Genomic DNA, 17,496 nt, shown 5'->3' on the forward strand with positions numbered 1-17,496 from the left:
TTTTATTTGCAGTAGATCTAAATATTACCTCTTATCCATAAACTAGTTGTTCACGATAAGAGGTAAAATTATTTTTCTTTAGTATAAAAAATGTAATCAGACTGTCTTATTAGTTAAATTATTTTATAAAAACTACTACGGATTAACTTTGTTGTAGTAAAAAGTATTTGATGTAATTCAAAATAAACTTTTGTTTATAATTATGTCTTAAAAAGAATCGATTTTTTTACTAATATCAAGATTAAAATAGTCATTGGTATTATAAAAAAATCCTTTGGATCATATAAAATCATATCTACTTTATAATGATTTCATATTTATCTAATAACCCTTTAATATTTTCTTGTGAAAAAATAGCTTTTTTTAACTTGTTTTTTTCGGGATTAATCGAAAAATTGTGACTAGAATAAAAATCAGATTTTGTAAGATCTGTGTCAGAGAAAACCGCTAAACGAAGGTTACAGTTGTCAAACAAAGCTTCTGTTAAATCACTTTTCATAAAATCTACTGATACCATGCTACAATTAGTAAATTGAATTTTTTTAAGTTTAAGTTTATAAAACTGAGCGTAATCTAAGAGACAATTTGTAAAATGAAATTCATAAATGACTTGATCTGTCATAGAGAAATTTACACCTGTAAAGTTGCTATCTATAAATAACACATTACGTAAACCTACGTGACCAATTTTGGCATCTTTGAAGTTACAATTTTTGAAAGTACAATCAACGAAAGTAGTTCCAGTAAAAAGAGCTTGTGTAAAATCAGAGTTAATAAAAGAACAATTCTCAAACTCTTTGTTGGTTAATTCGTATTTATCATAAATAATTTGGTCAAAGTTTCTGTCGTAGATAAAATCGTGCATATTTTTTTACGCAAAGTAAAGCAATCTTATTTGTGTTTTCATCTTTTATTGAAAATAAAAGAGAAACTCTTTAAAAGAAAAAGCTGCTCAAAAAATGAACAGCTTTGTAAATATAGTCTTAAAAAATGATTAGTTTCTACGGCTTCTACGACCTGATCCAGAAGAGTCTGAACGACCACCTCCTGAACGTCTTTCGTTTCTAGGTGCTCTGTCTCTGTCGTTAGAACTGTTTTTTCTATCAGTTCTTCTTCCATTGTCACGTCTTTCTCCTCCATCACGTCTTTCTCCTCTTGGAGCAGAAGCATCACGTCTTTCTCTACGTTCACCACCATCACGTTTTCCGCCTCTACCGCCGTGATCACGACGTTTGTTGTTAGAAGAACCATCATTTTTAGATATTTCCACATTTATGCGGCGTCCTTCTAATGTAATGCCGTTTAATGTGTTCATAACTAATTCAACATGTTCAGCATCTGTATTAAAGAAAGAAAAACCTTCCTTTACATCTACTTTAAAGACATCATCACGACCTAATTCTAGTTTTTCTTTTAAGAAATCTTTTAGTTCCATCCATTCAAAACCATCGCGAGCACCAATATTTATAAAATAGCGAACAGCACCCTCTGTAGGAATAGTTGTAGTTTTTCCTCCAGAAGATTCTTGATGTAAATCACGTGATTTTTTATAATATGATAAGAAACGATTAAATTCTACTGATACCATTTTTTTGATTAATTCTTCTTTTGTTAAATCTTGAAGAACATCATAGATAGCAGGTAAGTAGTTATCAATTTCATGATCTATTTCTACGTCTTTTATTTTGTTAGCTAAGTGATATAATTGAATTTCACAAATTTCAATTCCGCTAGGGATTGGTCTTTCCTCAAATTTAGTTTTAATGATTCGCTCTATTTGATTGATTTTGCGTAATTCACTTTTTGTAATAATAACCATTGAAGTACCTGATTTTCCAGCGCGACCAGTACGACCAGAACGGTGCGTATAGGTTTCAATTTCATCAGGTAATTGGTAATTAATTACGTGAGTTACATCATCTACATCTATACCACGTGCTGCAACGTCAGTAGCTACTAACATTTGAATTTGGCGACCTCTGAATGCCTTCATAACAGCGTCACGTTGAGCCTGTGATAAATCACCGTGTAGTGCAGCTGCATTATAACCATCTTCAATTAATTTTTCAGCAATTGCTTGTGTATCTCTCTTTGTTCTACAAAAAATTACAGAGAAAATATCAGGATTAGCATCTGCTAAACGTTTTAGAGCAGCATAACGATCGCGTGCATTTACTAAATAAAACTCATGCGAAACATTTGTTGAACCCTGATTTTTATGACCTACCGTAATTTCTTGAGGAGAGTGCATAAATTGTTTTGCAATTCTTGCTACTTCAGCAGGCATAGTAGCTGAAAACAACCAAGTATTTTTATCTTCTGGAGTATCTGCTAAAATTGAGCAGATATCATCATAAAATCCCATGTTAAGCATCTCATCTGCTTCATCTAATACACAGATTGAAATGTTTTTTATGTTAACCATTCCGCGGTTAATCATGTCTTGCATACGTCCAGGAGTAGCAACAATAATTTGAGCTCCTCTTTTTACTTCTCTTGCTTGCTCATTAATACTTGCGCCTCCATATACAGCTACTGTATTTAAACTTTTGATGTATTTAGAATAAAGTTTAATTTCATTCGTAATTTGCAAACATAATTCACGCGTAGGAGATAGGATTAATGCTTGAGTAGTTCTGTCTTCTGCGTCAATCTTTTGAATAAGAGGGAAACCAAATGCGGCCGTTTTTCCAGTACCAGTTTGCGCCAATGCAACAATGTCGGTATCTTGCTCTAATAATAGAGGAATCGCTTTTTCTTGTACTTCAGAGGGATTTTCAAATCCTAGATCTTTAATCGCCAGCACTAGCGATTCGTTAAGACCTAATTGTTCAAATTTATTCATTACTTATTTTTAAATTGGGCGCAAAGGTAATGAAAAGTTATAAGTTAATGTTGTGAAATAGATTTTTTTTAAATATCTTCAAAAAAATAAGAGTTTGGTTATTAAAATTTTAAATAAAATTCAAAAAAAAACAACTGCTAGGCAGTTGTCTTTATATTATTTTCTCTTAATAAGAATTATAGTTTACTCATGTTTTGAGCTAATGTTTCAATAAATTTAGTGATAGGAGCTTTAATCATCATAGCCATCATAGCATTAAATTCTCCATCAAAAATTAATTGAATATCAGTAGATTCAGCAGCTGTTTCGTTTATATTAGCTGTTAATGTAAAAGGTAGTTTGCTAGAAGCAGCTCCTAAAATAATTTTTGAATTAGGTACTGATTCTTTTTTACTAATTTAATTTCAGGCATACCTTTTAAACCAAATTCGAAACAATTTTCATCAATTACTTCAAATTTAGCCGTATTTTCAGGCATTAATTTTTCGAAATTTTTAACGTCAGATAATTCGTTAAATATATATTCTGCTGATTTTGATACCGTTACTTTTGGGCTCTCTAAATTCATATCAATTTTTTTAAAATATTATACTTCAATATTCCATTCAGCTGGATTCTTTCTCCAATCTGTTAATAAATCGTGTTCTTTTTCTGTGATGTATTTTTTAGTTACGGCTAGTTCTAAAAGATTTTCATAGTTACTTAAGGTAAATAGATCAACGTTGGCTCCCTTGAAATTCTCTTCAGCAACCGGAAAACCATAAGTAAATATAGCAGCCATCCCCTTAATATTAGCTCCTTCGTTACGTAATGCTTCAACCGCTAGTAAACTGCTATTTCCTGTACTAATTAAATCTTCAACAACTACAACATTTTGTCCTTTTTGTAAAAAACCTTCTACTTGGTTTTTACGACCATGTTTTTTAGGTTCAGGGCGTACATATACAAAAGGAAGTCCTAATTCTTGTGCTACTAGTATTCCTATACCAATAGCTCCTGTAGCTACACCTGCAATTACATCAGGTTTACCAAATTGTTTTTCGATGTTTTTGCAAATTCATCTTTTACGTAATTTCGTATTGCCGGAAACGAAAGTAATACCCTGTTATCACAGTAGATTGGCGATTTCCAACCAGAGGCCCATGTAAAAGGATTTTTAGAATTCAATTTAATTGCATTTATTTGTAAAAGCAATTCGGCAGTTTTACTCGCTGTATCTTTATTAAAAATCATACTGCAAATGTATAAAGTTTTTGTAAACGACAAACCACTTTTCCTGACAAATCAATTTGTCAAGGAAACTGATTTCAAGTTTTTTTACTTGAAAGTATTGATATCGAACAGCTTATTGTAAGCTATTTTCAAAACAAAATTCAAAAGGCTTATTTGTATCATCCCGATGAAAAAGAGATTCTAAATACCCTCAAATCTAAAATTAAAGTGAATTTTGCTGGAGGAGGTTTAGTATACAATAGTAAAGGAGAAGTTCTTTTTATTTATAGAGGAGGAAAATGGGATCTGCCTAAAGGGGGAATTGATAAAGGAGAAGAGATAGAAGAAACCGCTATTCGTGAAGTAGAAGAGGAAACGGGAGTTACTAATCTCGTAATTACTAAAAAACTTGAAAAAACGTATCATGTTTTTAAAAGAAATGGTAAATACCGCTTGAAAATTACACAATGGTATGAAATGAAAACAAATTATGATGGTTTATTAGTAGGTCAATTAGATGAAGGGATTGAAAAAGTTGCTTGGCTTAATCCTACTCAAATAGAAGAAGCTTTAACTAACTCATATGAAAATATTAAACTTCTTTTTGAAAAAGAAAAAAAGATGCAAGAATAAAATTATAAAGAGAAAGAGACGATCTAAATTTTAGGTTATACCTAAAAGTTTAGAGAAATTTAAACTTAATTTTTATGGCGATGAGCTCGATATTGTATCGGGCTCATTTTGTTTAAATTATACTAGATTCTTTTGTCGTTGTAGTATATAAAATTGATTACTATTTGTAAAAATAGATTTGAATAGATATTGCTATAAAATGTTATTCAATAATTATCTATTGATAATAAGAAAAAACCTAAAAAGCATTCTTTCTAACTAAGAGATTACAGATTTAAACTTTTAGATCTTTCTTTGTGTTTTTTGATTTCATTTTATTTGTTTTGTTCTTTTTTTTGTTTTATATTTTAATTGAAATAGATTTTAAGGTTTAAAATTAAAATTAAATATCTCAATTTTGCTTCAGAAATAAACAGTTAATAAAATCTGACTTCAGATATCTAAAAATAAAAAATATGTGTGGAATTGTATGTGCCTTCGATTTAAAGCAAAAATCTGAAACTTTAAGATCTCAAGTATTAGAAATGGCTAAAATTATCCGTCATCGCGGACCTGATTGGAGCGGAATCTTTTCTAATGATAAGGCTATTTTAGCTCATGAACGTTTAGCTATTGTAGATCCAGCTTCAGGGAAACAACCTTTATTTAGTCCAAATGGAAATTTAGTTTTAGCGGCTAATGGAGAAATATACAATCATAGAGAATTACGTAAGCAATTTGAAGGTAAATATGATTTTAAAACACAAAGTGATTGTGAAGTTATCTTAGCTTTATATCAAGAGAAAGGATCTTCATTTGTAGATGAAATGAATGGAATTTTCGGTTTTGCTTTATATGATGTTGAGAATGATGCTTATTTTATTGCTCGCGATCATGTTGGGATTATTCCTTTATACATAGGTTGGGATAAACATGGTACTTTTTATGTGGCTTCTGAGCTAAAAGCATTAGAAGGCTATTGTTCAAAAATTGAATTATTTCCTCCAGGACATTATTTACATAGCAGTGATGGTCAACTCGTAAAATGGTACGATAGAGAATGGACAGAATATGATGCAGTAAAAGAAAATGAAACCAGTATTCAGGCTATACGAGAAGCTTTAGAGGCGGCTGTTCACCGTCAATTAATGAGTGATGTTCCTTATGGGGTATTACTTTCAGGCGGATTGGATTCTTCAATTACGTCGGCTATTGCTAAAAAGTTTGCTAGTCGTCGTATTGAATCAGATGATACATCAGAAGCTTGGTATCCACAATTGCATTCATTTGCTGTAGGTTTAGAAGGCTCTCCAGATTTGGCAGCAGCACAAAAGGTAGCAGATCATTTAGGAACGATTCATCATGAGATAAAATTTACGATTCAAGAAGGGTTAGATGCTATTCGAGATGTAATTTATAACTTAGAAACTTATGATGTAACAACGGTTAGAGCTAGTACCCCTATGTATCTTATGGCTCGTGTTATTAAATCAATGGGGATTAAAATGGTATTGTCAGGAGAAGGTTCTGATGAATTGTTTGGAGGTTATTTATATTTCCATAAAGCGCCTAATGCCAAAGAATTCCATGAAGAAACGGTTCGAAAGTTAAGTAAACTACACATGTACGATTGTTTAAGAGCCAATAAAAGTTTGGCAGCTTGGGGCATTGAAGGGCGTGTACCGTTCTTGGATAAAGAATTTATGGATGTAGCCATGCGAATTAACCCACAAGATAAAATGATTAATGGAGAGCGCATGGAAAAATGGGTTTTACGTAAAGCTTTTGAAGATATGTTGCCAGAAAGTGTAGCTTGGAGACAAAAAGAACAATTTAGCGATGGTGTAGGTTATAGCTGGATTGATACCTTGAAAGAAATCGTAAATAAAGAGGTTTCAGATGAGCAATTGGCTAATGCTAAGTTTAGATTTCCTATTCAAACACCAATGAACAAAGAAGAATATTACTATCGCACTATTTTCAGCGAGCATTATCCAAGCGATACAGCGGCATTATGCGTACCGCAAGAAGCAAGTGTAGCTTGTAGTACAAAAATAGCTTTAGAATGGGATGAAGCTTTCAAAAAACTGAATGATCCATCTGGTAGAGCGGTAGCTGCTGTACATGATGATGCGTATGAAAAATAAAAAAAGATTATTTTGTGTTCTGATTCACTTTCCTAATGATGTACAAAAATAGGAAAGTGTAAGCCTCAATAGTATTACTATTGAGGTTTTTTGTTTTAATTTTATAAGCAAGGCAGTTTTTAAGGTCTTTTTAAAGTGATTTTTAAAATATTTCTAATTTTAACAATTTTATAAATTAGTTAAAAATTTGGTTTAAGCTGTTTTTTAGTTGGTTTAAGCTGTTTTTGGTAAAAACTTATCTGTTGTTAGTTTTTTAAACGCTTTTAAAACCTTTTGTTTTTCATTATATTTGCATGTTAGACAAAGTAATACAATTTCGAAAAAGATATTATGAGCGAAGAAGTTAAAAAAAATAATTATTCTGCTGACAGTATTCAGGCACTTGAAGGAATGGAGCACGTTCGTATGCGCCCTTCCATGTATATTGGTGATACAGGAGTAAGAGGATTACATCATTTAGTGTATGAAGTGGTGGATAACTCAATTGATGAAGCGTTAGCAGGACACTGTGATACTATTTTTGTTACTATAAACGAAGATAATTCCATTACAGTAGAAGATAATGGGCGTGGTATTCCTGTAGATATTCATAAAAAAGAAGGCGTTTCTGCTCTTGAGGTTGTAATGACTAAAATTGGTGCTGGAGGTAAATTTGATAAGGATTCCTATAAAGTATCTGGTGGTCTTCACGGGGTTGGGGTATCGTGTGTTAACGCACTTTCTGACCATTTGAAAGCGACTGTTTACCGTGATGGTAAAATTTACGAACAGGAATATGAAAGAGGTAAAGCACAATATCCTGTTAAACAAATTGGAACTACTGATAAAAGAGGTACTACTGTTTGGTTTAAACCTGATGGGACAATATTTCAACAAACCTTAGAATATTCATACGATACACTTGCTGCTCGTATGCGTGAGTTAGCTTTTTTGAATAAAGGAATAACTATAACTCTTACAGATAAAAGAGAACAAGATAAAGAAGGTAAGTATTTAGGAGAAACTTTTCATTCAAAAGAAGGGTTGAAAGAGTTTGTTAAATTCCTTGATGGAAACCGTGTGCCTATCATAGGACATGTGATTTCTATGGAAAATGATAAAGGAGAAATACCTGTTGAAGTAGCTTTAATTTATAATGATAGTTATTCAGAAAATATTTTTTCATATGTAAATAATATTAATACCCACGAAGGAGGTACGCATTTACAAGGTTTCCGTATGGGATTAACTCGTACGTTGAAAAAATATGCCGATGCTTCTGGTTTATTGGATAAATTGAAATTTGAGATTTCGGGTGATGACTTCCGTGAAGGCTTAACAGCAATTATTTCGGTAAAAGTTGCTGAACCACAGTTCGAAGGTCAAACCAAAACGAAATTAGGAAATCGTGAAGTAGTTTCTCCAGTATCACAAGCAGTAGCTGAAATGTTAGAGAGCTATCTAGAAGAAAATCCAAATGATGCTAAAATTATTGTTCAAAAAGTAATTTTAGCCGCACAAGCTCGTCATGCAGCTAAAAAAGCACGTGAAATGGTGCAACGTAAAACCGTTATGGGAGGCGGTGGACTACCAGGCAAATTGTCAGATTGTTCAGAACAAGATCCAACAAAATGTGAAATATTTCTTGTCGAGGGGGACTCGGCAGGAGGAACGGCTAAACAAGGACGTGATCGTAATTTTCAAGCTATTTTGCCATTAAGAGGTAAGATTTTGAATGTAGAAAAGGCAATGCAGCATAAAGTATTTGAAAATGAGGAGATACGAAATATTTTTACAGCTTTAGGGGTTACGGTAGGGACTGCTGAAGATAGTAAAGCCTTGAATTTAGAAAAATTAAGATATCATAAAGTAGTAATCATGTGTGATGCTGATATTGATGGTAGTCACATTTCTACACTTATTTTAACTTTCTTCTTCCGTTTTATGAAAGAATTAATAGAAGAAGGGCACGTATACATAGCTACTCCTCCTTTATATCTTGTGAAAAAAGGAAATAAAAAGAGTATGCGTGGGATGAAAAACAACGCGATACAATTAATGAGAAATTGGGAGGTGGAGCTAATATTCAGCGTTATAAAGGTCTTGGAGAAATGAACGCTGAACAGTTGTGGGAAACTACATTAAATCCAGAACATAGAACATTACGTCAAGTAACAATTGATAGTTTAACAGAAGCTGATAGGGTATTCTCTATGTTAATGGGGGATGAAGTTCCTCCTCGTAGAGAATTCATTGAGAAAAATGCTATTTATGCTAATATTGATGCGTAAATGAAAATTTATACAAAAAAAAAAAGACTGGTTTAAATCCAGTCTTTTTTTTTGTATAAATTTTCTTATAAATGAATTGATATTGTATTTTTTCGTATATTCGAGAGAAGCTTCTTGTTCGAGAGGTTTGATAATTAAAAAAGTGAATTTTAACAGAGAAATATAATTTATTATGAAAGTATCAATAGTTGGAGCAGGTAATGTTGGCGCTACATGTGCGGATGTTATGGCTTATAGAGGTATTGCCAGTGAAATAGTTTTATTAGATATTCGCGAAGGATTTGCTGAAGGAAAAGCATTAGATATATCACAATGTGCAACAAATACTGGATTTAATACTAAATTAGTAGGTGTTACTAATGATTATGTTAAAACAGCTAATAGTGATGTCGTGGTTATTACTTCCGAATTCCAAGAAAACCAGGAATGACCCGTGAAGAACTCATTGGTATTAATGCGGGAATTGTAAAATCAGTTGCTGAAAATCTTTTAGCACATTCACCTGATGCAGTATTTATTATAGTTTCAAACCCAATGGATACAATGACTTATTTAACTTATAAGACTTTAGGTATTTCTAAAAGCAGAGTTATAGGGATGGGAGGAGCTTTAGATAGTGCCCGTTTTAAAACCTATTTAGCTCTAGCTTTAGATAAACCAACAAATGATATTGCTGCTATGGTTATTGGAGGTCATGGAGATACAACTATGATACCATTAACGCGATTAGCCTCTTATAATGGTATTCCTGTATCGCAGTTTTTATCAAAAGAACAACTTGATAAAATAAGTAAAGACACTATGGTAGGAGGTGCAACGCTTACTTCCTTATTAGGAACATCTGCTTGGTATGCACCAGGAGCTTCAGTAGCCTATCTAGTAGATTCTATTTTAAATAATCAGAAAAAAATGATTGCTTGTTCAGCTTATTTAGAAGGAGAATATGGTCAAAATGACTTATGTATAGGAGTTCCTTGTATTATAGGGCGAAATGGAATAGAAGAAATAATTGATATAAAATTAGATGATTTTGAAAATGAATTGTTTATTAAGTCTTCATTAGCAGTGCGTAATATGAATGATACTCTTTCTGAATTATTATGATACACAATTTAATTTTGTTGAAAGACTGTTCTATTACAGTCTTTTTTTTTGATATAATTTTTAGAAATTAATTGGTTTATCGTATTCAGAATTATATATTTGCAAGTTTTAGTAAATACTCCTATTGTATTTAGGAGTCTTTTATTAACCAAAAACTAACGTAGAACAAATTAATTAATTTTTTACAAAGAATGCAGAATAGAGGACTCATTAAGTTTTTTGCAATCATCTTTGCTTTAGTAAGTATTTACCAGCTTACTTTCACTTTTGTAGCGAATAAAGTTAAAAGTGATGCAAAAGCATTTGCAAATGGAAATCAAGAAAAGGAGATTAAGTATCTTGATTCAATTGGTAAACAAAAAGTTTTTAGTTTAGGGTTTACTGATTTTACTTATAATGAAGTAGCTGATAAGCAAATTAACAAAGGTTTAGACTTAGAAGGAGGGATTAATGTTACCCTGCAAATCTCTGTGAAAGATGTATTAAAAGGTTTAGCTAATAATACATCAAATGCCATATTTAATAAGGCTTTAGCAGAAGCGAAGATAAATCAACAAGGAAATCAATCTTTTCTAGATGCTTTTTTTGAAGCATTTGAAAAAGCTTCAGTAGGTTCAGGAACTAAGTTAGCATCTCCAGATGTTTTTGGAAATAGAAATTTAGCAGATGAGATTAACTTCAATATGTCAGATTCACAAGTAAAAGCTATAATTGCTAAAAAAGTAGATGAGTCGGTACAAAGTGCATTTGGAGTATTACGTGAGCGTATTGATAAATTTGGTGTAACACAACCTAATATTGTTAAATTAGGAAATACAGGACGTATTTTAGTAGAATTACCAGGAGCTAAAGATGTAGATCGCGCAAAAAGATTATTGTCTTCTACAGCTCAATTAGAGTTTTGGGAAACTTATAAAATAGATGAGGTTGCTCCATATTTAATGACAGTTAACGAAGCTTTAAAGAAAACTGAAAAAGCAGTAGTACCAGTAGTTAAAGAAACTAAAACATCTTCTAAAGTAAATGATTTATTAGTTGATAAATCAAAAGATTCAGCAAATAATGCAAAAGGAAACAATCCGTTATTTGATAAATTAATGCCATTGCAACAAGGAGGCTCTATTATAGGTATGATTGCTACTAAAGATACAGCAGCAGTTAATGCTTACTTAAGAAGAGCTGACATAAAAGCATTATTACCGGCTAATTTAGCAGATGTCAAGTTTTTGTATGGTAAAGCAAAAGATGAAGAAGCAGAAGCAATTGAGGTATATGCTATTAAAGGAAATAGAACGAATACACCTCCTATGAGTGGAAGCGTTTTAGTAGATGCTGCCGATACTTTTGATCAAATGGGAAAACCTGCTGTTTCTATGCAAATGAATGGTAAAGGAGCTAAAGTTTGGGAAGAATTAACAGGTAGAGTGTTTTCTCAAAAAAACGCAATTGCTATTGTTTTAGATGATGTAGTTTATTCTGCACCAGGCGTAACTTCAGGACCTATTGCAGGTGGTCGTTCAGAAATTTCAGGAACTTTTACAATTGATGAAACGAAAGACTTAGCTAATGTTTTACGTGCTGGTAAATTACCTGCAGCGGCTGAAATTGTTCAGTCAGAAGTTGTAGGGCCTTCATTAGGACAAAAAGCTATTGATAATGGTACTATGTCTGCTATTGTAGGATTGTTAGCTGTAATGTTATGGATGTGGGTATACTATGGTAAATCAGGAACTTATGCTAATATAGCATTAGTAGTTAACTTATTATTCTTATTTGGTATTTTAGCAAGCTTAGGAGCTGTGTTAACATTACCAGGTATTGCAGGTATCGTGTTAACATTAGGTACAGCCGTAGATGCAAATATCATTATTTATGAAAGAGCAAAAGAAGAATTACGTCATGGTCTTAATCTAGAAGAAGCAGTAAAAAAATCATTTTCTTGGACAGGAGCTATGCGTTCTATTATTGATGCAAACGTAACACACGTATTAACAGGTGCTATTTTATATACTTTTGGAACAGGACCTATTAAAGGTTTTGCAACAACCTTATTAATTGGTATCGTAACTTCATTATTCACATCTATTTTTATTACAAGAATTTTCTTAGATAGAGCAGTAGCTAAAAATGATACTTTATCATTTACTACAGAATGGTCTAAAAATTGGTTTACAGGATACCATTTTGACTTCTTAAAAATTAAGAAATTTACATATGGTTTCTCATTATCAGTAACTGTAATCAGTTTGATATCAATTTTCTTTGTAAATGGTTTAGATCAAGGGGTAGATTTTGTGGGAGGTAGAACTTTCCAAGTGAAATTTGAAAAACCAGTCGATGCTGCTGTTGTATCAGAAGAATTAGGAAAAGTTTTTGGTGTGCCTGCAGAAGCAAAAGTATTTGGTGATTCAGATCAATTAAGAATTACCACTAAATATAAGATTGAAGAAGAAGGTGTAGCTGTAGATGAAGAAGTAAATAAGTTATTATATCAAGGATTATCTAAATATTTCCCTGGTATGGATTACAAGACTTTCATTACATTAACTGATGGAAAAAAATTAGCTGTATTATCAGGTTCTAAAGTTGGAGCAGCTATATCTAATGATATTAAAACTAACTCTTTTTGGGCTGTTATTGGTGCTATGTTAGTAGTAGGTTTATATTTAGTAATTTCTTTCCGTAAGTTAGGATACTCTTTAGGAGCAGTAGCAGCTGTAGCTCACGACGTTATTTTTGTATTAGGTATTTACTCTTTATGTTATAAGTTTATGCCTTTCCATATGGAAATGGATCAACACTTTATTGCAGCTATCTTAACTGTTATCGGGTATTCAATGAATGATACAGTAATTGTGTTTGACCGTATTCGCGAGTTCTTAGCAGGTAACCTAAAAGGTAATTTTAATCATATCGTTAACGAATCTATTAATACAACTTTATCTAGAACAATTAATACATCATTAACTATGATTTTAGTATTAGCTATTATGTTCGTATTTGGTGGTGAATCTATAAGAGGATTTATATTTGCAATGTTAATAGGTATTATTGTAGGTACTTATTCTTCATTATTTATCGCAACTCCTGTATTAGTAGATACATTATCTAAAAAAGATAAAGAAGAAATAGAAAAAAGGCATGCTGAAATGAATGCGTAGTTTTTACAAATTTTTAATATATTAGAAGTCCCGAGTAATCGGGACTTTTTTATTACAGTTAAATTTTAAAACTCATAGTATGGAAATTTCTTGGGCAGATTTTGAACGTGTAGAAATGCGTGTAGGTACTATAATTGAGGTACATGATTTTCCTGAAGCTCGTAAGCCAGCTTATCGGTTAACCCTTGATTTTGGGAGTGAATTAGGAATTAGAAAATCTTCAGCACAAATAACGAAACGGTATTCTAAAGAAGAATTAATAAATAAGCAAATTATAGCGGTTGTTAATTTTCCTAAAAAACAAATTGGTAAATTTATGAGTGAATGTTTAGTTTTAGGATCAGTGGATGAATCAAATGAAGTAGTTTTGTTAACTTCTGATATGAAAGTACCTAATGGATTGCGGATTGCTTGAGTTTTCTATCGTTATAAAAATGTTTCTTGAATAGCTAAACAAGATACTATGGCATAAAGTATGTAAGGATAAAAAATAAAGTTTTTTCAAAAATTAATATTTAGACAGTCTTAAGAAAAAGAAGATTTATTATCGGGTAACTTGAGAGTTTTGCTCAAGCAGATAGAGTAATTCTTAGAACAATTTAAAACAGAAGAAGACCTAAACGGTTTTCTTTTGTAAGAAATATTATTTTAGTAAGAAATTAAGTGGTTACGAAGTTCCTACTTCTTGAAGTCTTAAAATGTTAGCTGTTATTCTAAAACTAACACTATATGTAAATAGCATAGTGGCTAATATTATGGATGTTTTTTTGAATATTTTTAAATTGAACTAATTTTTATTTATATATAAGTACTGTTTAAAATTGAGTTGAAGCTATAAAAAAAGGACACTATCCTACAAAGTGTGTAAGTTAAAAAGTTTAGGCTTGGATTTTATAATCTGAGCCTTTTTTCAAATATAAGATTAAATTGGTTTAAAACAATACCCCAATTTTGTATTGGCATCGACCATTTTTTAGTTGCTTCTTTTAAGGCAAGGTAAACCGATTTTATTACCGCCTCATCTGTTGGAAACGACATTTTGTTTTTGGTGTACTTGCGAATTTTCCCATTAAGATTTTCAATTAAATTTGTGGTATAAATGATTTTGCGGATTTCAAACGGGAAGTCAAAAAGATGGTTAATTCGTCCCAATTTTCCCTCCAAGATTTGATAGCATATCCATATTTAGATTCCCATTTTTGAGCAAAATCTTCTAGAGCTAACTCGGCGGCTTGTTTTGTTGGTGCTGTATAGACTAGTTTCATGTCGGTTGTAAATTGCTTTTTATCTTTCCATACGACATATCTACAAGCATTTCTTATTTGGTGAACCACACAAATCTGTGTTTGTGATTCAGGAAAAACAGAACGTATGGTTTGAGTAAATCCGTTTAAATTATCGGTAGCCGTTATTAAAATATCTTCCACTCCGCGGGCTTTTAAATCGGTTAAAACACTCATCCAGAAGCTTGAACTTTCATTCTTACCTAACCACATACCAAGAACTTCTTTTCGTCCTTCATGATTAAGTCCTACTGCTAAATAGATAGTTTTATTGATTACTTTTGAGTTTTCACGAACTTTGAAAACAATTCCATCCATCCAAACAATTAAGTAAACTTCATCTAATGGTCTGTTTTGCCAGGTTACTATCTCACTTGCTACTGCATTAGTAATTCTTGAAATGGTAGAAGTTGAAATGTCAAAATTATACATTTCTTTGATTTGCTCTTCAATATCACTAACACTCATTCCTTTAGCATAAAATGAAATGATAACATTCTCTAAACCATCAATAATATTATGTCTTTTAGGGACTAAAACAGGTTCAAAACTACCTTCTCTATCTCTTGGGACTTTAATTTGATCTTCTCCAAAGGAAGTCTTAATCTTCTTGGTTCCATGACCATTACGATAATTGCCGTCAGAGGTTTTTTGATGTTTTTCGGTATCTAAGTGAGCATCTAGTTCGGCATTGAGCATGTGTTCTACTGCTCGTTTATGCATTTGCTTAAAAAAGGAAGATAAATCTTCTCCATTTTTAAAGGATTTAAAAAAATCCTTGTTGTTTAATAAGTCTTCTTTGTCTATCATAACTATGTAAATATATAAAACGTTAAAAAGTTATTTCCGAAAAATTTTAGCTCTTTTAAGCGAGCTAATTTTTCAGAATAACTTTTTAACTTACACAGTTTGTGTTATACTGCCAAAAAGGGATGCCTATTTTAGACACCCCAATAGTTTGTATAATATGAATGATTTTTACAGGGAAGGATTAATTTTTAGATGAATCCTATAGCTTGTTTTTTTAGGCTTTTTTTGTTTTACTTTGTTGGTTTTTTGCTTTTAACATTTCTTCTTTTGCTTTTAACATTTCTTCACGAGCCTTAATCATTTCTTCACGTGCTTTTAGCATTTCTTCTCGTGCTTTTTTCATTTCTGCTTCACTTTCTTTTTCATTCCAATTAAAGTTAAAGTTAAAATCTTCAGGCTTGATTTTTTCCATTTCAATTTTCATTTGATCCATTTCTGGACGCATATTGTTCATTTTGTCACGTAATTTCTTAAGTTGCTTTTGAGAATTAGATAAAGCATCTTTTGTTATTTTTTCTATTTCATTTGAATCAAATTTAAAAACATCTTCATTGTTAAATTTTAAAACCATAGGGCCATCTTCATGGATGTTGAATTCAAAATTTCCATTAAAATCTTTTAACATTTTTTTGTATTCTTCAGAATCTGTTTCAATTTGTTTACCATCTATGATAACTTCAGGTTTGCCATTATTTTGTTTTTTTATAATTACACTTTTACTGTAATTTTTAATTGAGGGTTTGTTATCCCCTTTTTTATCAGACTTGGTTATTGCATCTGGAGTTTCTGGAGAAGGAATTTCTATTTCGTTAGTATCAGGTGCTAAGTTTTCCTCTTTGTCTAAAAAAGAGAAACCAAAGTTAGAATCTTCATTATTTGATTTATGTAAGTTTTTGACAATGTTTAGTTCGTTTGCTTTACCAAAACCTATTTTGTTTTTAGTCTTATGAAAATAAATAGGTTTAATAGGTTCATCTCCTTGAATATGAGTCATTCCTTTTTTTCCTTCAAGATCTTTATATTCTATTTTGATAGCGGTTATTTCTCCTTTTGTATTACGTTTAACTTTGGAAAATTTAATTGTAACACCAAATTTTTCTTTTGCAATTTTTGCATCATCTTTCATTTCCTGATCACTTGAGTTTTTGTCTGTAGTGATGTATAAACCACTAGAACTAGATTGAGTGATGTTTTTTTCTTGTGCAATAGTTTTTACTTGAAAAAATAATATAAAACTAACTAAGGCTGGAATAATTAATACGTACTTCCAAGATTTCTTTTTTTCTGATTGGGATTGATTTAACATAACGATTCGATTTTTAATTAATGATGAGTTAAAATGGTTTGAAATTGAAAAACAATTTCGTTGTGTAATTACTTTTAATAATGCTTTTTGATACTTAGTTTTATCTTTTAGAAATTTACTAGCTTTTTGATCAGCAATGTATTCTAAGTTTTGTGAGATGGCTTTTTTATAGAACCAAACGAATGGGTTGAACCAAAAAAAAGTGCAAAAAAGATGACTAATTAATAGGTCTATTGAGTGTTTGTCTTGACTATGAACTCTTTCGTGTAATAATATGCTTTGTAATTCATCTTCTGTGTAAAAATCAGAGTTGTAAACGATATAATTAAAAAATGAAAATGGTGCAATTTCTTGATCTAAATCTACTAATTTAAAAGAACCTCTTTTTAAAACTTCATTTTGCTTAAGGAGCTTATATAATGAAAAAAAACTAATAAGATATTTAATTAATAAAAACAAAAAAACAAGAAGATAAAAAATGATAAAAATGAAAATCCAGTCTATTGATGGTGTTGCTGATGTTTGACTACTATTTATATGTTTTATGGCTTGAAAAGCAGCTGCATTAGTTTTTATTTGCGTACTAATAAAGATGTATTTTCGAATAAAGAAGAGAGGTAAAATAATAGCTGTTGCTAGTCCAGTTAGTAAAAACCATCTATTACTACGAAAAAAGTTTCTTTGCTTACAAGAAAATAATAAGCAATGTAAAAAATAGCTATTAATAAGTTTACTTTAGCTACATA

6 protein-coding genes and 6 pseudogenes are annotated in these 17,496 nt (G+C 31.2%); 6 read left to right on the forward strand and 6 right to left on the reverse strand.

What is annotated here, in order from left to right; translation table 11 throughout:
* Positions 1–295: 295 nt before the first annotated feature.
* The 4 genes and pseudogenes from JJC03_RS12610 to pyrE all read right to left on the reverse strand — a co-directional run bounded on the left by JJC03_RS12610 (position 296) and on the right by pyrE (position 4,078).
* Positions 296–865 carry a pentapeptide repeat-containing protein gene (locus JJC03_RS12610; RefSeq protein ID WP_235873414.1) on the reverse strand — a complete coding sequence of 190 codons (570 nt, stop codon included), beginning with the start codon at positions 863–865 and terminating at the stop codon, positions 296–298.
* Between the two features lie 129 nt (positions 866–994).
* Positions 995–2,845: a DEAD/DEAH box helicase gene (locus tag JJC03_RS12615; protein ID WP_088397973.1), complete on the reverse strand. Its 1,851-nt coding sequence runs from the start codon at positions 2,843–2,845 to the stop codon at positions 995–997.
* Between the two features lie 176 nt (positions 2,846–3,021).
* Positions 3,022–3,413: pseudogene (locus JJC03_RS12620) on the reverse strand (SRPBCC family protein).
* Positions 3,414–3,431: 18 nt separating this feature from the next.
* A pseudogene (gene pyrE, locus JJC03_RS12625) lies at positions 3,432–4,078 on the reverse strand (orotate phosphoribosyltransferase).
* 7 nt (positions 4,079–4,085) lie between these two features.
* On the opposite strand from pyrE, the pseudogene JJC03_RS12630 reads away from it, so the two are divergent.
* The 6 genes and pseudogenes from JJC03_RS12630 to JJC03_RS12655 all read left to right on the forward strand — a co-directional run bounded on the left by JJC03_RS12630 (position 4,086) and on the right by JJC03_RS12655 (position 13,766).
* Positions 4,086–4,690 (forward strand): annotated as a pseudogene (locus JJC03_RS12630) (NUDIX hydrolase).
* Positions 4,691–5,145: 455 nt separating this feature from the next.
* Positions 5,146–6,816, forward strand: coding sequence for an asparagine synthase B (gene asnB, locus JJC03_RS12635; protein ID WP_088397977.1), 1,671 nt, complete (start codon positions 5,146–5,148; stop codon positions 6,814–6,816).
* A 330-nt stretch (positions 6,817–7,146) separates the two neighbouring features.
* Positions 7,147–9,086 (forward strand): annotated as a pseudogene (gyrB, locus tag JJC03_RS12640) (DNA topoisomerase (ATP-hydrolyzing) subunit B).
* A gap of 172 nt (positions 9,087–9,258) precedes the next feature.
* Positions 9,259–10,190, forward strand: a pseudogene (locus tag JJC03_RS12645) (malate dehydrogenase).
* Between the two features lie 191 nt (positions 10,191–10,381).
* Positions 10,382–13,351, forward strand: a complete 2,970-nt coding sequence (secDF, locus tag JJC03_RS12650) for a protein translocase subunit SecDF (RefSeq protein ID WP_088397980.1) — start codon at positions 10,382–10,384, stop codon at positions 13,349–13,351.
* A 79-nt stretch (positions 13,352–13,430) separates the two neighbouring features.
* Positions 13,431–13,766 carry a tRNA-binding protein gene (locus JJC03_RS12655; RefSeq protein ID WP_088397981.1) on the forward strand — a complete coding sequence of 112 codons (336 nt, stop codon included), beginning with the start codon at positions 13,431–13,433 and terminating at the stop codon, positions 13,764–13,766.
* Positions 13,767–14,242: 476 nt separating this feature from the next.
* Here the strand turns inward: JJC03_RS12655 and JJC03_RS12660 are convergent.
* Together JJC03_RS12660 and JJC03_RS12665 are read right to left on the reverse strand one after the other, a co-directional pair.
* A pseudogene (locus tag JJC03_RS12660) lies at positions 14,243–15,444 on the reverse strand (IS256 family transposase).
* A gap of 214 nt (positions 15,445–15,658) precedes the next feature.
* Complete coding sequence (locus JJC03_RS12665) at positions 15,659–17,476, reverse strand: M56 family metallopeptidase (protein ID WP_235874386.1); 1,818 nt, start codon at positions 17,474–17,476, stop codon at positions 15,659–15,661.
* Positions 17,477–17,496 lie beyond the last annotated feature (20 nt).

It is taken from the genome of Flavobacterium oreochromis (assembly GCF_019565455.1).
Classification (GTDB): domain Bacteria; phylum Bacteroidota; class Bacteroidia; order Flavobacteriales; family Flavobacteriaceae; genus Flavobacterium; species Flavobacterium oreochromis.